Raw genomic sequence first — 20,379 nt, forward strand, 5'->3', positions numbered from 1 at the left:
ACGTATTGAAGAAGTTTTTATCAGTTATGTCTGTATTTATTTTATTATTTGTCGCGGCATGCTCAAATGATTCTACTGCATCGGGGGATGACACGTGGGAACCTGAGAAGACGATTGAGATCGTTGCACCAGCAGGTCCAGGCGGTGGTTGGGATACAACAGCACGTATGGCTGCTAAAATTTTTGAAGAGGAAGAAATTATCGATCAAGGCTTAGGTGTCGTGAACAAACCAGGTGGCGGCGGGGCAGTTGCTTGGGCATACATTCACGGTAAAGATAGCCCGTATAATTTATTCGTAAACTCACCACCATTGCTATTAGTCCCGCTTAATGGACAATCTGAGTATACATTTAATGATTTTACACCTATTTCTAACCTTATTGCTGATTATGCAGCGATTGCTGTGAGTGCAGATGCGGAATGGGATAATTTAAATGAGTTGTTTGAAGACATGAAAAAGGACCCGGAAAGTATTGCCGTTGTTGGAGCGTCATCACCAGGGAGCATGGACCACATTCAATTCGTTCATGTAGCCAAAGCTGCTGGGGTTGATATTACAAAGATTAAATATGTTTCAGATCAAGATGGAGGAGCGCTGACACAGCTTCTTAATGGCAGTGTAGAAGTATTTTCTACAGGTGTAGCGGAAACGGTTGAACAAGTAAGAGCTGGAAACATAAAGGTTCTGGGTATCACATCGGAAGAGAGATTAACTGGTGAAGTATTAGAAGACTTCCCAACAGCAATAGAGCAAGGAATCGATGCTTCATTCATTAACTGGAGGGGCTTTTTTGGACCAGCAGATATGGACCAGGCAGCACTGGATTATTACGAGCAGAAGTTTAAGGAGTTAAATGATTCGGAAGGCTGGGCAGGAGTTCGCGAACAATATGGTTGGTCTGAAATGTATATGGATCATGAAGAGTACGTGGATTTCTTGACAGAACAAGAGAAAGAAATGAAGGCATTATTAGATGAATTAGGATTAGGTAATTAAAATACTGTTCAAAAGGAGGATGAAAAGGACCGAGAAGTTCGAGGCGGCGTAGCTCCCCGTACCGGAAAGTATGCAACTAATACGTGAGGAACGGAAAAGCAAGCCAACGAGCTTCTACAGGATGTGGTGACTTCGACGTTCGACACAGGACGTGTCGGTACTTAGTCGAAGATCTTCTGCTTTCGATGTGTCATTTTCACCGGACTTTTTGAACATCCTCTTAAACAATTAAATATGGACAAAGAGCCGGCAGAATAACGATTCACTGGCTCTTTCCCAAAGGTGGTGCAGATATGTTAAATACACTAAATAAAAAATTAGCTCTTTTATTAGCAATCCTTGCTGCTTGCTATTTACTATTCAGTTTTCGTTTGCCGGATTATCCGTACGTTCCAGTAGATTCTGATGCCGTGCCAATTACACTTGGATTCATTCTTTTGCTCTTATCAATCTTTCTATATTTCAGTAAGGATGAGAGTAAAAAAGAGGAAAGAAGACTGCCAAAGGGCGAAACGCAGGTGATTTTATCTGTATTAGGTTTCGTAATTCTGTATGTTTTCTTTTTTGAAATAATAGGTTTTGTATTAACAACCGCATTATTTATATTTTTTAATTCATTATTCCTTGGATTTAAAAAATGGCTTCCCAATGTCATTGTATCTTTAGCTTTACCGCTTAGTATTTATTTTTTATTCGATTCGTTTTTGCAAATCTCATTACCTAGTGGAATATTACCATTTTAGAGGGGAGGGAATAATGTGGATATTTTTGACGGAATAATAACTGGATTTCAGGTAGCATTAAGTTTCCAAGGGCTATTAATTGTATTTATTGGTGCGGTAACTGGGACGTTAATTGGAATGATTCCGGGATTAGGACCCATCACTGCTATTGCTGTTATGATCCCAATCACGTATGGAATGGATCCTGCTATGGCGCTATTGTTAATGGCTGGGGTTTATTACGGAGCAGCATATGGTGGAGCGGCTTCCTCCATTCTGCTGAACGCACCAGGTGAATCGATGTCTGTTCCGACTACCTTCGATGGATACCCAATGGCAAAACAAGGGAAAGCTGGTAAAGCTCTAGCGATTTCAGCCATAGCTTCGTTTGTGGGAGGTACCATAAGTGTCATTCTTCTAACACTTTTTGCACCCGTGCTTGCAAGTGTGGCGGTATCTTTTGGTCCTGCTGAATATTTTGCCTTGATGTTGTTCGGGTTGCTCGCAGTGTCGAGTTTCGCTGATGGGTCCACGGTAAAAGCTTTAATATCAGCTACAATTGGATTTATGATTGCAACCGTTGGTATTGATGGACAAACAGGGACGACGAGATATACCTTTGGTAATGCCAATTTACTTGAAGGTGTTGACTTTCTTGTTATCGCCCTTGGTTTATTTGCTTTGGCCGAGGTTAGTTCATTAATTTTTGAGCGAAAAGAAAAGAGCGTCTTCGGGAAAAAATTAGGAAGCTTGCAGTTGTCAAAAAATGAAGTCAAAGAAATGGCAGGCCCAACGGGGAGACAATCCCTAATTGGTTTTTTAATCGGTATTCTTCCTGGCGCAGGTGGTACCATCGCTTCTTTCTTAGCATATATTTCGGAGAAGAAGTTATCCAAAAAACCCGAGGAGTTCGGTAAAGGATCGATTGCTGGACTTGCTGCACCAGAAGCAGCAAATAACAGTGCTTCCAGTGGTTCTTTTGTTCCATTATTAAGTTTAGGTATCCCGGGATCCGGAACAACTGCGGTGATGTTAGGTGCTTTGATTGTATTAGGTGTCCAGCCCGGACCATTACTGATGACTGAGCACCCGGATATATTCTGGGGAGTGATTGCAAGTATGTATATAGGAAATGTTATTTTGCTCGTTCTGAACCTACCATTAATACCATATATATCAAAAATACTTAAAGTACCTCGTCCATTACTTATATCACTCGTCATCGTCTTCTGTATCATCGGTGTTTTCGGAGTAAGTTATAACACGTTCGATTTATATTTGCTGGTATTATTTGGTATTGTTGGTTTCTTTATGGCACGGTTTAAATTTCCTGCTGCTCCCATGCTGCTAGCTTTTATTTTAGGTGGGATGATGGAACAATCGTTGCGTCAGTCCTTAACCATATCGAACGGCAGCCTGTTTATTTTTGTGGAAAAACCAATCGCTTTGACATTAATTGTCATCGCATTTCTGTCATTCATTGTTCCTATCTTAAGGAATAGAAACAGGAAAAAAATTGATGAAGATTCAGTAGACCAAAAATATAATTCGATGTGACACGGCAAATTGTGAATGATGAAAGTAGGAGAGCAATGCTAATTGATTTACGGAGTGATACGCTGACAAAACCTATCGATTCAATGAGGCAAGCCATGTTTGATGCGGTAGTTGGAGATGACGGAAGAACTAGTCGGGATGGAAAAGGTGAGGATCCTACCGTCAATCGGCTTGAAGATCTGGCTGCAAAAGTAACGGGAAAAGAAGATGCGATGTTTTGTAACAGCGGTACAATCGGAAATATAATTGCTTTAATGACGCATTGTACGAGAGGGGACCTTGTAGCTGTAGGAGCAAACAGCCATTTATACAAAAGCGAAAAATCTCCCTTTATGGAATCTTACTTTGGCCTCGATCCGGTTCTGTATGAGGCAGATAATCGAGGCGTTCCAAGGGTGGATAGCCTAGCATCTCATTTTAGAAAAAGAAATACGAACCTATTATGCCTGGAGAATTCCAATAACTTTTTCGGCGGTGCATGTATATCGGCTAAAGAGACGAAAGCAATTTGTGAACTTGCAAACGAATATAGCGTTCCAGTCCATTTAGATGGGGCGAGAATATTCAATGTCGCAGCATATTATGATCTGCCAGTAAGCGATCTAGTGGCTCCAGTTGATTCCGTTATGTTCTCCGTATCAAAAGGTTTAGGTGCACCAATTGGATCACTGCTTTGTGGAAGTAAAGCATTTATAAAGCAGGCAAGATCAACGAGAAAACTACTAGGCGGTGGCATGCGGCAAGTGGGTATTATTGCTGCTGCGGGTATTATTGGTATAGAAATTCAATCACAGAGGTTAAAAGAAGATCATGAACACGCTTATTTACTTGCTAGCAAGATTGTCGGAAACACAAAGATAAAGGTAAATCTCGAAAATGTGCAAACGAATATTGTCATCATAGATGTTTCGAACAGTGGTTATTCAGCTGCGAAATTTGAAATGGAACTTGCAGAGCGTGGGTTATATGTGAAAGCCGTGTCAAATAACCATATTAGAATGACAACATACCATGGCATAAGTACGGAGAATGTAGAAAAAGCAGCGGTTATTTTCAATCAGTACTGCCATAATTTAAAGGAAGTTGATTCTGACATAGAATAGAGTAAGTAAGGGCTGGTTCTTATAACCAGCCTTTAGCTAGAAGAGACGGAAAAAGTCAAGTGGAAATATTTGATTGAATGGTATAATTATTTTATATCAAAATTGTCTCTGTGAATGAGGGAAAGTTATGGAATTACTTAAGCGGATCAGTCTGTATATGGTTGGTATCGTTGTGTTCGTTGCGTTTGTGAATGGGTTTATTGATGAATCAAAAGAACTTTATCAATTGATTCAGCAGCAAAGCGATGAACAGCTGGAAGAAACTGTACAAGGTAAAGCTGTACATAACGGTCTGTTTGGAAAACTAACCTATTATGCCGTGTTAACCGATGGGGCTGAGGAAAATGTGATCTATAATAGTGAGGCTAGGGACTATGCAGAGATCCCAAAGAGTGAATTTGATGCACTTGAAATTGGTGATACGCTAAAGGGCACCTTAACCGGTGCAGCGTTTAGCAAGGAGGATATACGTTCCCAAATTTATGAACATCTTCTACTGATGGCTATCGCTCTTATCTATCCAACCTTTTTTATTATCTATCAGTTGATTCATATTCCATCAGTGAATAGATGGACAAACAGCCATGATAAATGGTTAAGTCGGTTATTTTCCGGGATATTTATCGCGGGTCTTTGTATTGGGCTTTTATTTTCCTATGTTTCGATGACAAAGGACATCGTCAGTACTGTTCAGGCTCATCATGGTAACCAGCAGGAGACAACTGCATTGATTACGGATAGATACGAAGATCACAGCTACAGCTATAAAGGTTATTGGCGCAGTTATTATTATCTTGCACTTGCCTTTGAAGATCAGGAGGGCAGTATGATCCATCTGACAAAAGCTGTGCCTCCAAGCATTTTTAACAATAACGATTTTTCGGTTAAAATCAATTATCCAGAAGAGAACCCATATCGGGTTTATATGGATGGCATTAAGGTGAGTGATAGCTTTTTCTATTTCAATGCGTTGATCTTATACATACTTACAATTGTACTCACGCTGCTATTAATTTACGCCGCTTTCTTGATGAGAAGAAAGAAGAAGACGGGAAGCTATTGGCCAGTGAGGAAGAAATCTCCTCCATTGGACTCCTTTCCTCCATAATTTATATTGGCTTTCACTTCAACGAACCATCCCTATTTCTCATCTATATATCGTGGTATAATGGGAAATCTAGGGATTGCTTTGATGTACCTTAACGAAATGGAAGAGCTAAAGAACGATAGATAAGGATCTGTCTATCTCTCTTAGGAGGATTTGATTTGATAACGATTAAAGATATTGCAGAGATGGCGAATGTTTCCCGGTCCACGGTTTCCAGAGTGCTGAATGACTCTGGTTATGTCAGTGAGGATGCAAGGAAGCGTGTAGAGAGTGTGGTTAAAGAGACTGGCTATGCACCGAGTGAATATGCGAAGTCGCTAAGAACGAAGAAAACGAAGGTCATTGGGGTGATTTTGCCAACGATTCAAACGGAAACGCCGAGTAGAATCGTGACTGGTTTAGGGCGAGAGCTTTCAAAGCACGGCTATCAAATTCTTTTGGCAAATACCGACCATGATAAAGAAAAGGAACTGGAGTATTTGGATTTGTTGAAAGTGAGACAAGTAGATGGGATAGTCTTGATTGCTACAAATGCCGATGCGAAGCTGATGAAAAAGATAAAAGAAATCAATATTCCGATAGTCGTGATTGGACAGGAAGCAGAGGATGTCATACATGTTACCTATGATGATTATCGTGCAGTACGAGAGTTGACAAGGCTTTTCATCCAAAAAGGACATGAGAAAATTGCCTTTATTGGTGTAGATGAATCGGATCGGGCAGTCGGATATTATCGGAAGAAGGGTTTTTTAGATGAAATGGCAGCGCAGGGGTTGTCTGTCGAAAAAACATGGGTTCAAAAAGCGATTTTTGATATTGCCTCTGGTCATGAAGCGATGGGGGAAATCCTAAAATATGCGAACAAGCCGACTGCAACTATTGCTGTTACAGATCGTTTAGCAATTGGAGCGATGAGCTATTTAAAGGAGCAAGGATTGGAAATTCCAACAGACATGGCAATCGCGGGAATTGGTGCATCGGAAATGTCGCAGTATATGGAACCGCCTTTAACAACAGTTGATTATCAAAATGAAAAAGCCGGTGAGGAAGGGGCTAAGCAAATTTTAGCCAGCATTGAATCCAGACCGTTTCAGGAAAAATTAGTGATGGACTATAGACTAATTATTCGGGGAAGTGTATAATTAATTTGGAAACCGATTTCACGCTGATTAGTGTGGAATCGATTCCATATACTTTTTCTTAATGCGTTTTTATATGGTTTCTATTTTTATGAACAATGTGGAATCGATTCCACAATTTGAAAAAGGAGAGTGAATAGTTTATGTCTGAAAATAAAAGAATAGCAGAAGAGCTAATTAAGTCTGTTGGGGGTCCTGAAAATATTGAATCCGTTACCCATTGTGCGACGAGAATGCGATTCATTATTCGAGATGAAGAAAAAGTTGATAAAGAAGGCGTAGAGGAAATTGACAAGGTAAAAGGTGCTTTTTTCAACTCTGGACAATACCAAGTTATTTTTGGAACAGGTACGGTGAATCGGATATATGAGGAAATAGCTAAATTTGATTTGAAAACGTCTACAAAGTCTGAGCAATCGAAAGAGGCTGGTAAGAAAGGCAACAAGCTACAACGAGCTATTCGTACGTTTGGAGATGTGTTTGTTCCAATTATTCCGGTTCTTGTTGCAACAGGACTATTTATGGGGCTTCGTGGACTCATCATGCAGGAAGAAATCCTGGCTCTTTTTGGATTGACCACAGATGATATATCCGCTAACTTCCTATTGTATACGGAAATCTTAACGGATACGGCGTTTATTTTTTTACCAGCTTTAATAGCTTGGTCGACCTTCCGTGTGTTTGGTGGGACACCGATTATTGGTGTTGTACTTGGACTGATGCTTGTTAGCCCTGCATTACCGAATGCGTGGGGTGTTGCGACAGGTGCAGAGCCACTGATGTTCTTTGGATTTATTCCGGTTGTCGGATATCAAGGTGCAGTACTACCTGCATTTATCGCCGGTATCATAGGTGCAAAATTAGAAAAGGCAATACGTAAGCGTGTACCGGAGACGTTTGATTTAATTGTTACACCTTTTCTTACGTTATTACTCATGAGTATTGCTTCCTTATTCATCATCGGACCAATCTTTCATATTGTTGAAACGTATATTCTTGATGCTGCATTGTTTGTATTGGGATTACCGTTTGGTTTAGCTGGAATTCTGCTAGGTTTCTTTAATCAAATTATTGTTATTACTGGTGTGCATCATATTTTTAACATGTTGGAAATTCAGTTACTGGAAAATCTCGGGAATAATCCGTATAACGCTATTATTACTTCGGCTGTTGCAGCACAAGGTGGAGCAGCGCTGGCAGTTGGTTTAAAAACAAAGCATAAGAAACTAAAAGCGTTAGCGATGCCTTCATCTTTATCGGCATTCTTAGGAATAACGGAACCAGCAATTTTCGGCGTCAACTTGCGCTATGGAAAGCCATTCTTAATGGGGCTAATTGGTGGAGCTGCTGGTGGTTTCCTTGCGGCGATTCTGAAGCTTGCAGGGTCTGGTATGGCAATTACTGTAATACCTGGTGCGCTCTTATACTTGGATGGACAGCTTTTGCTTTATATTTTAGTTAATCTTGTAGCAATTGCGGTTGCTTTCGTTTTAACATGGATGTTTGGTTACGCAGATAAAGACACACAAAAGGAACATGCATAATAGGAGATGTTTATGAAACAATCATTTAGTGAATTAAAGCAGCGTGCATACAAAAACATAGATGATAGGAAAAAGACTGTCGCTCGTGACCCTTACCGGCTGCACTTTCATATCATGCCACTAGTTGGGTTATTGAATGATCCGAATGGCTTCGTCTTTTACAAAGGACAGTACCATATGTTTTATCAGTGGAATCCGTTTCAGACAGAGCATGGAGCTAAATTTTGGGGGCATGCTGTATCTGATGATTTGGTCCATTGGGAGGAAGCCCCGATAGCATTAGCACCAGATCAGTGGTACGACAAGAACGGTTGTTATTCCGGGAGTGCGGTCGTTTTTCAGGAAAAATTATATGTTTTTTATACAGGCAATGTGAAAAATGAACATGGGAAAAGAGAATCCTATCAATGTCTAGCGGTTTCGGAAGATGGCATTCATTTTGAAAAAAAAGGGCCAATTATTCATGTGCCCCAGGGCTATACCATGCATTTCCGTGATCCCAAAGTGTTTGAGAAAGACGGTAAGTGGTACATGGTGTTAGGCGCACAAACAGAGGATGAGCAGGGCGAGGCCGTGATCTATACGTCTGCTAATCTGGCAAATTGGAGTTTCCAAGGTGTCTTAGCAGGAAGTGGGCATAATGGTCTTTCGGATTTCGGTTATATGTGGGAATGCCCAGATTTATTTGAACTGGATGGGCAGGATATTTTGGCTGTATGTCCACAAGGACTGTCGCCAAAAGGCTTTGCGTATAATAACATTTTCCAATCAGGCTATTTTGCCGGGAAGGTAGATTATGAGAAAATTTTATTTGACCATGGTAATTTTATAGAATTGGATAGGGGATTTGATTTTTATGCCCCACAAACGACAGCGGATCCCTCAGGAAGAAGAATTTTAGTTGGATGGATGGGAAATGCAGACGAGGGAGACTCCATCCACCCAACTATAAAACATGAGTGGATTCACGCACTGACATTACCGAGAGAACTTCAATGGAAGGATGGAAAACTGCATCAATATCCCGTAGAAGAACTTCAATTGTTACGTGAAGAAGGCGTTCATCATACTGACGTGGTCGTTTGGGAGGAGGCTGTGGACCTTCCTCGTGTAAATGGTCAGGTGTTCGAGTTGGAAATAGCTATCAAGGATTTAGCTGCTGCGGAATTTTCCGTGGAAATAGGTGAGAAGAGCAGCTTCCGTTATGATGCTAAAACACAAATTTGTACGTTTCAACGAGGGGAATTTTCAAAGAATGGTGTAGAAGGTAGGCACTGCGTATTGGAAAGCTTGCAAAATATCCAGATATTTAAAGATACCTCTTCCATTGAGATTTTTATCAATAATGGAGAAGAAGTTTTTACTTCGAGAGTGTTTGATAACCCAGACGTTGACGAAATCCGTTTCATTGCTAAAGCTGGACATGTTAAAATCGACGTAAAGAAATGGAATATCAAGAGAGTTACCGAATATTAAGTTGGAGGTTTGATTATGTTTGGAAAACTATTTAAGAAAAAAGAAGAAGTAACCGATGTTTCTATAAATGCACCGGTTAGCGGTGAAGTTGTAGCATTAGAGGAGGTTCCGGATCCCGTGTTTTCCGAAAAAATGATGGGAGATGGGGTCGCGATTAAACCGACAAATGGGGAAGTTGTTTCTCCCGTAATCGGGGAAATCATTCAAGTGTTTCCAACAAAACATGCGGTTGGAATTCGCGCTGAAAATGGAGCGGAAATTTTAATTCATATTGGTCTTGAAACGGTTAGCCTTGATGGAGAAGGATTCACTTCATATGTTGGAGAAGGCGATCAGGTGAAGCAAGGGGATAAACTGATTCACTTTGATATGGATATTATACGTGAGAAAGCAAAAAGTACTGTAACACCGATTATCATTACGAATACGGATGATATGAGCAATATTGAAGCTAAGACGATAAAAGAAGTAATTGCTGGACAAGATGAAATTCTACAAGTGACGAAATAATATAGAAATGGATGTTGAAAAACATGAAAAAGGTCTATACGATTGGGGAAGCGTTAATTGACTTTATTCCACATGAAATAGGAGTCCCTATTGAAGAGGTTGCAAGTTTTAAGAAGATGCCAGGGGGAGCTCCTGCTAATGTTGCTGCCACCGTTGCCAAGCTAGGTGGTCGCAGTAGTTTCATTGGTCAGGTCGGTGAGGACCATTTTGGATACTATTTAAAGGATATTTTATCTAAAAATGGTGTGGATGTAAGCCATGTGCTTCATACAAATAAAGCCAATACCGCACTCGCATTTGTCGCACTGAAGGAAGAGGGAGAAAGGGAATTCGTCTTTTACCGAAAACCGAGTGCTGATATGCTGTTAAATAGAGCTGATGTGCAGGAAGTTGGGTTTTCTGCAGATGATATTTTGCATTTTTGCTCGGTAGATTTAATTGAAGCTGATGTGAAGTATGCACATGTAGAAGTCATTCGTAACATCAAGGATGTAGGGGGAACGGTTTGTTTCGATCCAAATGTCCGGAAAAATTTGTGGGACGACCTGGATGCTTATCAAAAGACGATCCAGCAGTTTATCCCTTATGCAGATATTCTAAAGGTGAGTGTGGATGAACTAGCGTTTATCACAGGCGAGGAAGAAGAAACGAAAGCGATTCGCTCACTTTTAGCTGGATCTGCTTCATTGGTGATCGTTACTCGAGGTAAGGATGGCGTAAGCTTTTATACGAATACGGATGACGTGTCTGTGGAAGGGTTCAAAGTGAAAGCTGTTGATACGACTGGTGCAGGGGATTCCTTTATTGGTGCTTTTTTATATCATTTCGCTACAATGGAAAAAGATGTTATCGACCTTACCATAGGGGAGTTGGCTGAAATTGGCCGGTTTGCTAACGCAGCTGCAGCTTTAGTTACGACAAAGCAAGGCGCGATTAGTGCGTTACCTGGTATAGAAGAAATTAAAACGTTGATGGAGTAGTGAATGATAGTGTAGCGATTGGTTGTTAATTCATGTCTCAAAAGATAATAGATTCATAATAAAGTCCCTCGTTCATTACAGTAGTAGTGCAGCGAGGGACTTTTAATATATTGGGATGAGTAGTATCTTGGTTTCTGTTAAATGTACTCAAATTCCATCGATCTTTTTGCCTAAATGATTAAAACCTCTGTCCATTCTGGCTTCTAAATCAGTTCTCATGTTAACCATTTTCAATTCTAGTTCAGTTCTCATGCTATTCATTTTAGAATCAATATGTTGGAACTTTGTATCAAAAAGTAGTCCACTCTGGTTGCTACTCCTAAGTGGACTATTTCGAGAAAAGTCATTTTTGGATTTTATAAATAATCTCTGCGCAATTCTTCAGCCGTTTTCGGTGAAATATAGCCTGGGGCCACATCATAAACTGTTTTTGCACCGGTTTGTCCTTCTTTATTTAAGCGGTGTGCAGCACGTGCATAAGCAGTTAGTACACTTGCGGTAAACTCAGGGTTGCTTTCCAATTTCAAGCTGTACTCAATGATTTGCTTATTGCCTTCTCCAGTTTCACCACTGCGAATAACAAATCCGCCATGTGGCATTGCAGAATGCTCGCGTTTCAATTCTTCTTCTGAAATAAAATGAACGGTAGTATCGTAATCTGCAAAGTAATTTGGCATTGTTTTGATTTCATGTTCAATCTTCTGCTTGTCTGCGCCTTCCTCGGCGACAATATAGCATTCGCGTACATGACGGTCGTTTTTGGATACGTCTGGATTTTCCCCATTTCGCACTTGTTCGATTACCTTTTCAGAAGGGATCGTATACTGAACTCCATTTTTGACACCATCGACTCTGCGAACAGCATCGGAGTGGCCTTGGCTTAAGCCTTTGCCCCAGAATGTGTATGTTTCACCTTGTGGCAATAGTGCTTCTGAGAGCACGCGATTAATGGAAAACATGCCTGGGTCCCAGCCTACAGAAATGATACTTGTTTTCCCGCTTTCTTTGGCAGGCTTGTCAACGGATGCAAAGAATTCAGGGATTTTTGCATGGGTGTCAAAGCTATCCACTGTATTAAAAAGTTGAGCAAAATATGGGACCTGCTCTGGTAAGTCTGTTGCAGAGCCACCACAAATTAGCATGACATCGATATCCTCTTTATAATTTGGTGCTTCATCAATATGTAATACTTTCACATTACTGTTTAAGACCTGTACGCTTTCTGGATTTCTTCTAGTAAATACGGCAACGAGCTCCATATCTGGTTGTTGCATAATGGAAGCTTCGGCGCCTCTACCTAGATTTCCATAGCCTACAATGCCAATTTTTATCGTATTCTCCATTTGTCACACTCCAATGATTTCACTGTTTTTCTATTCCCTTTATACTACCCTTTTTGATTATTCTATACAACTTTATTGAACTATTTCGAAAAGGGAGTTGGGCAGGAAAAGAGGGGCACTTCATACTGAAGTAACCCCTTTTCCCTGCAGTTATTTAACGAAATAGATTTTTCAGCTTTTCAAAAAATCCTTCTTTTTCTTCAGGTGCATCATCTGCTGTTTCTGTCTCTTGCTCTTGCTTTAAGCTATCGGTACGAATGACAAACTGTACCGAATCGGTTAGCTCATTATTTTTTTCCGATACAAAGGAAATAGGCTCGAAGTCTGATTTATCGTATTGAGAAAGCATGGAATCGATTTCCTCCTGCATTTCTTCTGGAATGTTAGAGGTAGCATCATGCAGCTGTGTTGTTCCGTTACGAAGCTCACCAGCTCCATCTGTCAGTCGGTCTGCACCATCTGCAGACTCTCCGATTCCATCATGGATCCCTTGATAGGAAGTAGCTAATTCATTGACTCCATTTGTATAAGCAATCAATCCTTCGTGGAATTGATTGTAGTTGGTGGCCATCTCTTCAACGCCGGTGATTAATTGATTGACACTTTCATCCACATCGATTTGGCTGATGGACTCTTCAAGACCGGCTGTGAGTGCTCGTAAATAATTGGCTGCTTCTCGAGTCGACTCACTAAAGGTATGGAGGCTTGGTCCAACTGATCCGAATGCTTCTGATGCAGCATCGTATGCACCTTTAACCGTTTGGGCAGCTTGATAAGTAGCTACTAATTCTTCGATTACTTCTTGATCTGTATCACTTTCGTACAATGCCGCAATATCTGTTTCCGTAATGTTTGACTCAGGGATTTGCTTCATTGCATCCTGCAATGCTTGGTTTGCTTTTTCATAGTTTGAACCAAATTGATCCATTCCATCAGCAAGCTCTTCCAAGCCGGATATCATTTCAGAGACTGCTAGATCTAAGTCTTCTAGTTCTTCTAGAGCTGTTATGCCACTTGCCTTTTCAACCTCTTCTTGTACAGTTGCAAGTGCATCATTAATCTGTGAAGAGGCATCTGTCAATTGACTGCTGGACCCGTTCAATTCGTCCATTCCATTTTTATATTGAGCAGAGCCATCTTCCAGCTGATGAAGTCCGGAAGCTAACCCGTCCATTCCGTCACGTAATTCACCGACACCATTATCAATTTCACCAATTGCATCTGTCAATGACTGGAATTCCTCTGTTAATTCATCGGTATCTGGTGCATCCACAGCCATGGAAGGTGGTAAAGCAGCTATTTCGATACCGTCAATTTCAAATTGATCAGTTGTTGCTTCAATGGAAAATTTCTTTTCTTCATCTGGCATCATCGTAAAGGAGATTTGTTTGTTCTTCCCAGCATTTGCAATCGTCGCATCTTCTGCTTTGATATCTTGAAAATAATCGGTATTTAAAGGAACCGAAATTTGCAGCATATAATTTTCAAAGAAGGTTGCGGCAACGTCTTTATTTTGCTTCACATCGATGGTTATTTCGACATCTCCTGTCATGCCAGGGATATCATCTGGATTAACCTCTTTGCCATCGATGTAATAGTCAATTGTAAATTGCCAAGGTAACTCCTTTTTTTCTTCAAGATTACCTTGATAAAAGAAATTATCGGTCTCTGCGTTGATACGTACGTTGTTGTTATCCTGTTCAATCGCAGATGTATCGGTTAAGTTTTTAATTTCTGTATAATCACCGTAGTCATCGATGATGCCCGGCTTGGTTAGTTCAAAGGAGTTGACAACGTAGACCCCCTTAAGATTACCGCCGGATTGCAAATTTGCGTAAATAACTTCATTCTTACTAGCAATTTCTCCAATTTTCTGCTCTTCATCTGCTCGCTCCTCTGATGTATTTGGAGAGGCGTACGTTGTGAGTACAGGAAAGAAAAAGATTGCTAGTGTTAACCATATCCATTTAATTGCCTTCTTCATGGTGATCCTCCTTGTAAAATTTCATCTGAAACGAAGTCTTCTCAATGATTCTATCTAATGTGACAAGCATAGCTGGCAGGAAGGTGATAACGAGTATAAACGCAAGCAGCGCACCTCTTCCCAGCAGTAATCCGATCGAACCGACAATTGGATTCGATGAGGTCAGCCACAGAATAAACCCAACACTTGAAAGAATGGATGCCGATACTGCAATTGAAAACAGCTTTTCATCAATTGTCTTTTTAATTGCAGGTAATTTAGTCATTTTCTGTCGGTGGTGCTTATACGTTTCGGTTAGCAAAATGGCATAGTCGACCGTTGCGGCTAGCTGAACGGTACTAACTATTAAATAGCCAACAAAGACTAAGGATGTATCCGTAAAGTAAGGAACCGCTAAGTTAATCCAAACCGCTGATTGAATCGTAAGCAGTAAAATGACTGGGATAGAAATAGATCGAAAGGTAAACAGTAATACCAGCCCAATCGTTGCTACTGTAAGAATGTTTACTATTTGATTATCCTGGGTCACGGTTTCTCTCATGTCAAATAATGCAACACTTTCCCCAAGGGTCAGTGCGTCCTCTCCATAATAAGAGGCTGATAGTTCACGTATATTGTCTACGAGCTGGAACGGAATATCTCCTTCTGTTCCAGCATCGGTATTGATAATAATCCGACTATAGTTTTCCGACAAGAATTCTTCCGTAACATTTTTTTCTAAGAAATCCTGTGGAATCGTACTTCCAACCATATTAGCATAGCCAATGACAGAAGAGACATGATCCATATTTTCTATTTCTTGGGTCATTTCCAGCTCTTTTCCTATATCATCATTCGGAACCAATAATACGATTGCTGTTGTCTCACCAAACGTTTCCTCAATTTGCTTAATATCCATGCCTAATCGAGTGTCCTCTGGCTGCTCGCCCATACCATATGTAAAGGAGGTGCTATTTTGTGCCAAAAAGCTCGGTACTGTTAAGAGAAGTACAATTGCAATCGCAGGTATCTTTAACTTCAATAGCTTCGCGCCAACACCTTTAAATACTGGTGGGATAAGTGTTTTGTGCTTTGTTTTGTCAATCCAGCTGTAGCATACTAATGTCAGTGCTGGTAAAAATACAACAACACTAATAAAGCTGAATACAATCCCTTTAACTAGATTTAGTCCTAAATCCGAACCAATCTCAAAATCCATAAACATTAGTGCAGTAAATCCAAAGAATGTAGTTAGTGCACTGGAGCTTATTACTGGTAGTGATTCTTTTATCGCTAGTTTCATAGCTTCTCCGGGCTTGTATTCCTTATTTCGGTAGTCTTGAAAACTATGAAGCAGGAAGATCGCATAATCCAGCGAGACGGCCAGCTGGAGAATTGGCGCTACGGATTGCGTAATAAAAGAAACCTCTCCAATGAAGATATTTGTTCCAAGGTTAATAAGAACAGAAACCCCAATTGCGGTCAAGAATAACACTGGTTCTACCCATGAATTCGTTGATAATACTAGGATGATAATAATAATCGGGACTAGTAATGCCGCAGCATACATCGTCTCCTGACCGGTCATCTCTTGCTGTGTAGCTGTATTTACTGCTTCACCAGTAATTGCGTTTTCGTCTCCGATCAGAGCGTAAATCTGATTGGTCGCTTCGACCTCTTTTCCGCTTTCTATTGTTACAGAATAAAGTGCCTTTTCATCCTGAAAATAATTTTCAACGGTTGCTTCATCCGCAAACTCGATAGGAGTTCTCAGATCTACTACATCATCCAGCCATTGAACCTCTGTAACACCATCAATTGCTTCCAGCTCATGCTTATAGGTTATTGCCTCTTGAATGGTAACATCCTCAATCATGACTCGTGTATTCGGAACACCGCTGGAGAATTCCTGCTCCATCATATTTAAGGCAACTGTTGATTCTGCTTTCTCAGGTAGATAATCTTGCATGTTATAATTTACATCTACAAAAAAGAAAGCAATTGCCGACAGTACCGTTAATGTTAGAAAAAGAATAACGACGGACTTTTTGAAACGTATGATTATATTTGTCAATGTCATTTCCCCATATCTTGATGATTTAGTGCTTTTACTTTATTATTATATATACATCATGTTAGTTACACAACAAACAGTTGCGTAAATCGTGTTATTTGCGCAACATATATTGAAAATTTGTTGGAAAACGGGTAATGAAAGGGTTTTACAATGGAAGGAAAATTAGACCGCCGAAAAAAATATACACGAATGGTTTTAAAGGAAAGCTTATTGGAGCTATTAAACGATAAACCAATTTCATCCATAACAATAAAGGAACTATGTGCGCTTGCAGATATCAATCGTTCGACTTTTTATAGTCATTATACGGATCAGTATGATTTATTGAATAAAATCGAGGATGAAATTATTCAAGAGTTGGATCAAACACTGCTTCAATATGACTATAAAAAGGAAAAAGAAATGCTTGCAATGACAAAATACTTACTAGATTACGTCGTGAGCAGAAGCGAGCATTTGCGCATTCTCTTTGGTGATCATGGGAGCAAGGGGTTCCAGCACCGTGTTATGGAATCGGCTCAAGCTCATATACGGTCAAACTTGGAACAGGGGAGTCAGCAGATCGGGGAAAATCATTTAAACTATATTACGTTGTTTGTTATTAGCGGCAGTATCCATATCATTGAAAAATGGCTAAGTAGTGGCATGCAGGAATCCGCAGAAGAAATGACAAAAATTATTACGGAAATCAGTAATCACGGGATGCTACACTATACATAAGTAGAACGGTAGGAGAATTCATCAGCTGTATGTTAACATAGGCTCAAGAGGTGAAATGAATGAAATACGTAAGTGTCAATGTGCATGGTCGTGTACAAGGTGTCGGATTTCGTTCTTTTACGCAGCACAGAGCAGTGGAGTGTAATATTACGGGCTGGGTGAAAAACGAAAACGACGGTAGTGTGCATATAGAAGCCCAAGGCAACGAAGAAGATATGTCCCGGTTTTTAGAGCTGATAAAAAAAGGGCCTTCTCGATTCGCTAACGTCCGTGATATGGATGTCATAACCTTAGATGAGGGTCCGAAATTTAAAGCTTTTAAAATTAAATATTAGATTTATAAAGGATTAGCTATGTGTGTATTACACACATAGCTAATCCTTTTTCAATTGTTTATTCTTTCCACGGAATCAGTTTATTCTCCAACCACCTTAAAGCTCGATTAAAGATTAAGCCAAGGAGAGACAGAATAAGTACCCCGACCATGAGCTTCGACGTAATCATTAAATTCCCGTAATGGAGCACCATGGAACCTATTCCTTCCTGGGCAGCGATCATTTCTGCCGATACCAGTAACAGGAGGGATGTTCCAGCTGCGAGCTTCAGCCCGGCAAATATCATCGGGAGAGCCCCAGGTAAAATTACCTTGCGAATCACATTGATTCGATTAGACCCAAATGTGACGGCAGCTTTCACAAGCATCGGATCAACACTTTTCACACCGGAAAAAGTATTAATAACAACAGGGAAGAAAACCCCTAATGCGATAATCGTTACCTTTGATAATTCACCAATCCCTAACCATAAAATAAATAAAGGCAGTAAAGCAATTTTCGGTATTGGATAAATCGAATAAACAATAGGTGTTCCGATCGCATCTGCGACTCGGAAGAATCCCAGAATCAGACCAATTAAAATACCGAAGGCCGCACCAATGGCATACCCTAGGACAATTCGGTAGAGACTGGCAGTCAGATTCCCGTAGATTTCCCCACTTACAAGCATCTCCCAACCTGTTATTACAATGTTAGATGGTGCCGGTAGAAATAATGGAGAAACAATTCCAATTCGAGAGACGATTTCCCACAGGATTAAGATACCAGCGATACCTAGAAAGGAAGTGTAGAATGGAACTTTTTTATCAAGAAAGGCAACACGATTCGTAATGACTTGTTTTTGTTTTTCCATTTACTATCACTCCTTCAGTGCCGCTTCGGCATCATGCCGAATAAGCTGCCAAATTTCATCTGCATACTTGCTTGATTGTTCACGGTATTTTTCATCGTTTCTGCCCGTTTTCGGTAAATCAATGTTAATGATCTGTTTAATTTGACCTGGATGTCTCGATAATACGATGACGCGATCAGCCAAATAAACTGCTTCTTCAATGTTATGTGTCACATAAAGCGTGCTTAATCTCGTCCGATTCCAAATGGTAAGCAGTTCCTCTTGCATGAGGGTTCGGGTCTGGGCATCCAGTGCAGAAAAAGGTTCGTCCATTAATAATAGATCTGGTTCCACTGCTAATGCTCTTGCAATGCCAGCACGCTGCTTCATTCCACCTGATAATTGCTTAGGGTATGCGTCCTTAAAGTCAGTTAACCCGACCATATCAATATAGTGATTGCCGATTTCCTGCTGTTGCTTTTTGGAGGCGCCTCTTTCTTGCAAACCATAAACGACATTTTCAAAAACAGTACGCCATGGGAAAAGAGCAATTTCCTGAAAAACAATTCCTAAGGTTGGGTTCTCTTTAATTCCATCAAAATAAACACTGCCACTTGTAGGGGACAATAACCCACCAACGATATTAAGCAGCGTTGATTTCCCGCATCCACTTGGACCAACGAGGACAACAAATTCCTCTTCATGAATCGTAAAATTAATACTTTTTAGTGCTGTTACTTCATTCTTTTTGGAATCTATAAAGGTTTTTTCTACATTCTCGATGACGATGCTCATAGTTGTTCACTACTCCAATTCTTTTAAAGCTTGGTCGAGAAGGTTTGTATTCACGATTTTGTCTGCATCAACCGGTGCTCCGATAAGCTCTTCCTTTGCATACCAATCGATTTGGGTTTGGATATCGGATGCGAGAAGCTTACCATCACGATCCATGTATGGCAGACCACGCTCGATAACAGCTGGTTCCTGATCCGTGTATTCAGCGATAATTTGAATTACTTCATCATAGTTTTCTCCTGGTACAATCTCGCCGTTTTCCTTTGTCAGGACAGCGTCATAATAGTATTGTGTTGCTTTTGCATATGCTTTAAGAAATTTAGTCGCTGTTTCTGTATCGCCAGCAAACGATTTTGAGAAGAATATTCCGGAGGTTTGATAGTCGATCACATCGCCTACTTGTTTAATCACCTTGCCATACCCTTCATCTAACACCATTGTGATATTTGGTTCGTTTAATAAAACAGCATCCACTTGCTTGCTTTGCAATGTTTCCATTAGACCAGGAATACTGTTAACAGGAACAAGCTCTACGTCAGCTGACGTTAGACCGTGTTCCTCCAATAATCGACCAGCCATATAATGGAAGGTTGATCCCGTTTGTGTAATACCAACCTTCTTATCTTTTAAATCTTCAATTGTTTCGATATCTGAGTCACTATGTACTAATAATGCCGTCGAGGAATAGCCTTCCTGTTCTCTTCCTTTGTCCGCAACAATGACAAGTTCTTCACCGCCAGCAACCATATTGTAAAGACTTGCTGTAATTCCAGTTGCGCCGACATCAACGTCACCGCCGGCTGTTGCTACGGCAATTGGCTGTGCTGCTTCAAACCAGCTAGCCTGTGCATCAATACCTTCCTCTTCAAAGTAGCCTTTCTCAAGTGCGATAAATAACGGTGCGGAGCTCGTCAGCTTCAACATACCGATTTCAATGGAAGCATGGTCGCCATTTGAGTCAGCTGCCCCCTCAGAAGAATTGTTTGCTTCCTCTTGTCCACATGCAGCTAGTAAACATGCTAAAAATAATGCAGAAATAAGTGCAATAACAGTTCTTTTTCTCAATTCTATTCCCCCTTTAGTTTGTAAATGTCTTAATAAAAAGAAAATTAAAAAAGCACAGGCGAATGCCGACTTAATCACCGTGCTAGTTTAATTAGATTTTTATAAGGATAGC

Annotated in this window: 18 protein-coding genes; 12 read left to right on the forward strand and 6 right to left on the reverse strand. The window is 40.4% G+C overall.

Annotation, left to right across the window (positions count from 1 at the left end):
• The first annotated feature begins 5 nt into the window (after window positions 1–5).
• The 10 genes from D1B32_RS00385 to D1B32_RS00430 all read left to right on the forward strand — a co-directional run bounded on the left by D1B32_RS00385 (window position 6) and on the right by D1B32_RS00430 (window position 11,137).
• Window positions 6–998, forward strand: coding sequence for a tripartite tricarboxylate transporter substrate binding protein (locus D1B32_RS00385; protein WP_118888308.1), 993 nt, complete (start codon window positions 6–8; stop codon window positions 996–998).
• Window positions 999–1,291: 293 nt separating this feature from the next.
• The gene (locus tag D1B32_RS00390; RefSeq protein WP_118888309.1) at window positions 1,292–1,741 is read left to right on the forward strand and encodes a tripartite tricarboxylate transporter TctB family protein; all 450 of its coding nucleotides are present in this window, start codon (window positions 1,292–1,294) and stop codon (window positions 1,739–1,741) included.
• A 15-nt stretch (window positions 1,742–1,756) separates the two neighbouring features.
• Window positions 1,757–3,277, forward strand: a complete 1,521-nt coding sequence (locus D1B32_RS00395; protein ID WP_095310337.1) for a tripartite tricarboxylate transporter permease — start codon at window positions 1,757–1,759, stop codon at window positions 3,275–3,277.
• A 35-nt stretch (window positions 3,278–3,312) separates the two neighbouring features.
• Window positions 3,313–4,380: a GntG family PLP-dependent aldolase gene (locus tag D1B32_RS00400; RefSeq protein ID WP_118888310.1), complete on the forward strand. Its 1,068-nt coding sequence runs from the start codon at window positions 3,313–3,315 to the stop codon at window positions 4,378–4,380.
• A 127-nt stretch (window positions 4,381–4,507) separates the two neighbouring features.
• Window positions 4,508–5,488 carry a hypothetical protein gene (locus D1B32_RS00405; RefSeq protein WP_118888311.1) on the forward strand — a complete coding sequence of 327 codons (981 nt, stop codon included), beginning with the start codon at window positions 4,508–4,510 and terminating at the stop codon, window positions 5,486–5,488.
• 158 nt (window positions 5,489–5,646) lie between these two features.
• The gene (locus D1B32_RS00410; protein WP_118888312.1) at window positions 5,647–6,630 is read left to right on the forward strand and encodes a LacI family DNA-binding transcriptional regulator; all 984 of its coding nucleotides are present in this window, start codon (window positions 5,647–5,649) and stop codon (window positions 6,628–6,630) included.
• Window positions 6,631–6,770: 140 nt separating this feature from the next.
• Window positions 6,771–8,171 carry a sucrose-specific PTS transporter subunit IIBC gene (locus D1B32_RS00415; RefSeq protein WP_118888313.1) on the forward strand — a complete coding sequence of 467 codons (1,401 nt, stop codon included), beginning with the start codon at window positions 6,771–6,773 and terminating at the stop codon, window positions 8,169–8,171.
• A 12-nt stretch (window positions 8,172–8,183) separates the two neighbouring features.
• A complete protein-coding gene (locus D1B32_RS00420) occupies window positions 8,184–9,647 on the forward strand; it encodes a glycoside hydrolase family 32 protein (protein WP_118888314.1) in 1,464 nt (487 codons plus the stop codon).
• 15 nt (window positions 9,648–9,662) lie between these two features.
• Window positions 9,663–10,157 (forward strand): PTS sugar transporter subunit IIA, encoded by a 495-nt coding sequence (locus tag D1B32_RS00425; protein ID WP_118888315.1) that lies wholly within the window; start codon window positions 9,663–9,665, stop codon window positions 10,155–10,157.
• A 23-nt stretch (window positions 10,158–10,180) separates the two neighbouring features.
• The gene (locus D1B32_RS00430) at window positions 10,181–11,137 is read left to right on the forward strand and encodes a carbohydrate kinase family protein (RefSeq protein WP_095310344.1); all 957 of its coding nucleotides are present in this window, start codon (window positions 10,181–10,183) and stop codon (window positions 11,135–11,137) included.
• Window positions 11,138–11,493: 356 nt separating this feature from the next.
• Here D1B32_RS00430 and D1B32_RS00435 read toward each other — a convergent pair whose 3' ends face one another.
• The 3 genes from D1B32_RS00435 to D1B32_RS00445 form a co-directional block, all read right to left on the reverse strand.
• Complete coding sequence (locus D1B32_RS00435; protein ID WP_118888316.1) at window positions 11,494–12,480, reverse strand: diaminopimelate dehydrogenase; 987 nt, start codon at window positions 12,478–12,480, stop codon at window positions 11,494–11,496.
• A 154-nt stretch (window positions 12,481–12,634) separates the two neighbouring features.
• On the reverse strand, window positions 12,635–14,464 hold the full coding sequence (locus D1B32_RS00440; protein ID WP_118888317.1) for a methyl-accepting chemotaxis protein: 1,830 nt from the start codon (window positions 14,462–14,464) through the stop codon (window positions 12,635–12,637).
• Window positions 14,448–16,523, reverse strand: a complete 2,076-nt coding sequence (locus D1B32_RS00445; protein WP_187393118.1) for an efflux RND transporter permease subunit — start codon at window positions 16,521–16,523, stop codon at window positions 14,448–14,450. The genes D1B32_RS00440 and D1B32_RS00445 overlap by 17 nt, the downstream gene beginning before the upstream one ends.
• A gap of 147 nt (window positions 16,524–16,670) precedes the next feature.
• Between D1B32_RS00445 and D1B32_RS00450 the strand changes: the two genes are divergently transcribed.
• Both D1B32_RS00450 and D1B32_RS00455 read left to right on the forward strand, forming a co-directional pair.
• The gene (locus tag D1B32_RS00450) at window positions 16,671–17,240 is read left to right on the forward strand and encodes a TetR/AcrR family transcriptional regulator (protein ID WP_118888319.1); all 570 of its coding nucleotides are present in this window, start codon (window positions 16,671–16,673) and stop codon (window positions 17,238–17,240) included.
• Between the two features lie 59 nt (window positions 17,241–17,299).
• Window positions 17,300–17,575 (forward strand): acylphosphatase, encoded by a 276-nt coding sequence (locus D1B32_RS00455; protein ID WP_118888320.1) that lies wholly within the window; start codon window positions 17,300–17,302, stop codon window positions 17,573–17,575.
• A gap of 58 nt (window positions 17,576–17,633) precedes the next feature.
• Here D1B32_RS00455 and D1B32_RS00460 read toward each other — a convergent pair whose 3' ends face one another.
• Genes D1B32_RS00460 through D1B32_RS00470 form a run of 3 tightly spaced genes read right to left on the reverse strand, consistent with a single transcriptional unit; the run spans window position 17,634 to window position 20,267 of the window.
• The gene (locus D1B32_RS00460) at window positions 17,634–18,428 is read right to left on the reverse strand and encodes an ABC transporter permease (protein ID WP_095310351.1); all 795 of its coding nucleotides are present in this window, start codon (window positions 18,426–18,428) and stop codon (window positions 17,634–17,636) included.
• 6 nt (window positions 18,429–18,434) lie between these two features.
• Entirely contained in the window at window positions 18,435–19,202 is a 768-nt protein-coding gene (locus D1B32_RS00465) for an ABC transporter ATP-binding protein (RefSeq protein WP_118888321.1), read from the reverse strand.
• A gap of 9 nt (window positions 19,203–19,211) precedes the next feature.
• Window positions 19,212–20,267 carry an ABC transporter substrate-binding protein gene (locus tag D1B32_RS00470; protein ID WP_118888322.1) on the reverse strand — a complete coding sequence of 352 codons (1,056 nt, stop codon included), beginning with the start codon at window positions 20,265–20,267 and terminating at the stop codon, window positions 19,212–19,214.
• Window positions 20,268–20,379: the final 112 nt, after the last annotated feature.

The organism is Oceanobacillus profundus (assembly GCF_003515705.1).
GTDB lineage: Bacteria > Bacillota > Bacilli > Bacillales > Amphibacillaceae > Oceanobacillus > Oceanobacillus profundus.